Below are 2,515 nucleotides of genomic sequence, written 5' to 3' on the forward strand. Positions count from 1 at the left end.
GCGTGCAGCGGGTTGTCGTCGCCGTTCAGCCGATACAGCAGCGCCTGCTCGGGCCGGGTCGGCAGGTCGACGACGTGGTCCGGGGCGGTGCCGGGCATCGGGTGGGGCGGGCGTACGGGGCCGGACGGGCCGCCGAACCCGCCGTCGCCGCGCAGAAAGGTCGTGCTGGTGGTCGTGGCCAACAGGGTCTCATTGGCAGCGTCGAGCACGAGCTTTTCGCTATACAGCAGCGCGCCGCGGCCGGGGCCTTTGTCCACGAGGCCAGTCACCCGGGTGCGTCCGATGATCTCGTCGCCGATCGGGAATGGCCGGTGGATGACGATGCCCTGCTCGCCGTGCATCAGGCGCACCGCATTCACCCCGGTGCGCGGATCGGCCAGCCAGAACCCGGGATGGCCGAGCACGACGGCCATGAAAGGCAGCGCACGCAGCTCGCGATGATGGTCGACGAAATCGAGCTGCCTGGTGTCGAGCGGGTCCTGCCCCAGCCCGATCGACAGGGCATACAGAATGGCGTCCGATGCGGCGAGGCGCTGCCGCACGTCGGGGATCGGGTAGCGCAACAGGCCCTCGGCGTCGATCGGCATGGTCGAAATGCTAAGCCGGGGTAGCTGGCGCGTCCACTGCTTGACCGATGGGGCGACGAGTTTGCCGCGGCGTCGATCCGTGCCAAAGACGGCCTTTGCTGGAGGCAAAGCGACGATGGGCGAGCACGCACAGTTGGAACATGGGCACGCCGAGCACGGCGGCGACAAGCGGACCGCGCTGCTGATCGCGATCCTGGCGTTGTTCCTGGCCCTGGTCGGCACCGGCGCCAAGAGCTCGCAGACCGAGGTCATACTCCGCAATGGCGAGGCGTCGAACCTTTGGGCGTTCTTCCAGGCTCGCACGATCCGGCAGACTGCGGTGCGGACGGCGGCGGAGCAGGCCGAGCTGCAGAAGGCGACCACGGCCGACCCGGCGGCCCGGGCAGCGATCGAAGCGCAGCAGAAATTGTGGCTGGACACCGCAGCCAAGTGGGAGAGCGAACCCGGCACCGGCGAGGGCCGCAAGGAATTGACCCAGCGCGCAAGGCACTCGGAAGAGGAGCGCGACCTGTCGATGGCAAAGTACCATTTTTACGAATATTCGGCGGCACTGTTCGAGATCGCGATCGTCATTGCGTCGGCCTCGATCGTAACCGCGGTGCCGACGCTTGGGCTTTTGTCGATTGCGCTTGGCGTCGGCGGCTTGGGAATGGGCGCCATCGGCTTTTTCGCGCCGTTGGCGTTTCACTTTTAGCCGCCGTCGGGGACCGCCGCTCAATCGCGGTTGAACGGTCGGTCCCGAGAGCGCTAAACGTCCAAATTCGCCACCTTCAACGCGTTGCCAACGATGAAATCGCGCCGCGGCTCCACGACGTCGCCCATCAACGTCGAGAACACCTGCGCCGCGTCCTCCACGTCGCCGACCCGCACCTGCAACAGAGTCCGGACATTCGGATCCAGCGTAGTCTTCCAGAGCTGATCGGGGTTCATCTCGCCCAGGCCCTTGAAGCGCTGGATCGCCAGGCCCTTGCGGCCCTGCGCCAGGATACGGTCGAACGCCGTGGCGGGACCGGAAACCTGGATCTCCGCCCGGTCCAGCGCCAACGTCGCCGGCTCGCTGAAACGGCTCGCCAGCGCCTCAGTTCGCTCCGCCAGCCACCGCGCCTCGACGCTGCGCAGGCTGCCGCTATCCACGCTATACCGCTCGGCGACCCCGCGGACGATGCGCGCCAGATGCAGGCCGCGGTCGTCCGCCGAAACCTTCCAAGTACGTTCGTTCACCAGCGACACCGCGTTCAGCCGCTGCACCAGGTCGTTGCTGACCGCCATGGTCCGCGCCGCGTCGGACGTCAGTGCGCCCACGATCGCGGCCTGCTCCAGCAGCCAGGTCGGCACCGAGGTCGCGAGCCGGCGCAGGTTGCCCGCCGCCTCGCGCAGCCAGGCGAGTTCGCCCGCCATCTCGTCGCCCTGGAACACGCGGCCATCGGCATAGACCAGCCGGGCCTCGGCCAGCGCCTTGTCCAGCAGGAAGTCCTCCAGCGCCTGGTCGTTCTTCAAGTAACGTTCGTCGTTGCCGCGCTTCGCCCGATACAACGGCGGCTGCGCGATATACAGATGGCCGCGTTCGATCAACTCCGGCATTTGACGGAAGAAGAACGTCAGCAGCAACGTGCGGATATGGCTGCCGTCGACATCGGCATCCGTCATGATGTTGATGCGGTGATACCGCAGCTTGCGCACGTCGAAGCCGCCCTGTTCCGGCTCGCCCCGGCCGATCCCGGTGCCCAACGCCGTAATCAGAGTGCCGATCTCGGCACTCCCCAGCATGCGGTCGAACCGCGCGCGCTCGACGTTCAGGATCTTGCCCTTCAACGGCAGGATCGCCTGGAACTTGCGGTCGCGCCCCTGTTTCGCCGACCCGCCGGCGCTGTCGCCCTCGACGATGAAGATCTCGCACTTGCTCGGGTCGCGCTCCTGGCAGTCCGCGA

General features: G+C 67.2%; 3 protein-coding genes. 1 reads left to right on the forward strand and 2 read right to left on the reverse strand.

Annotated elements, in window-relative coordinates; translation table 11 throughout:
• Window positions 1-587: MaoC family dehydratase N-terminal domain-containing protein (locus ACFE7D_RS14315; protein WP_375396081.1), on the reverse strand; the 587-nt coding region annotated here is incomplete at its 3' end.
• A 115-nt stretch (window positions 588-702) separates the two neighbouring features.
• On the opposite strand from ACFE7D_RS14315, the gene ACFE7D_RS14320 reads away from it, so the two are divergent.
• A complete protein-coding gene (locus ACFE7D_RS14320; RefSeq protein ID WP_375396082.1) occupies window positions 703-1,281 on the forward strand; it encodes a DUF4337 domain-containing protein in 579 nt (192 codons plus the stop codon).
• A gap of 53 nt (window positions 1,282-1,334) precedes the next feature.
• Here ACFE7D_RS14320 and ACFE7D_RS14325 read toward each other — a convergent pair.
• On the reverse strand, window positions 1,335-2,515 hold a 1,181-nt coding region (locus ACFE7D_RS14325), incomplete at its 5' end, for a toprim domain-containing protein (RefSeq protein ID WP_375396083.1).

The sequence above is a fragment of the uncultured Sphingomonas sp. genome (genome assembly GCF_964244235.1).
Taxonomy (GTDB): domain Bacteria; phylum Pseudomonadota; class Alphaproteobacteria; order Sphingomonadales; family Sphingomonadaceae; genus Sphingomonas.

Bases quoted from the DNA above. Each gene is read 5' to 3' on its own strand.
- ACFE7D_RS14320 (WP_375396082.1), top strand. From the start codon at position 703: ATGGGCGAGCACGCACAGTTGGAACATGGGCACGCCGAGCACGGCGGC.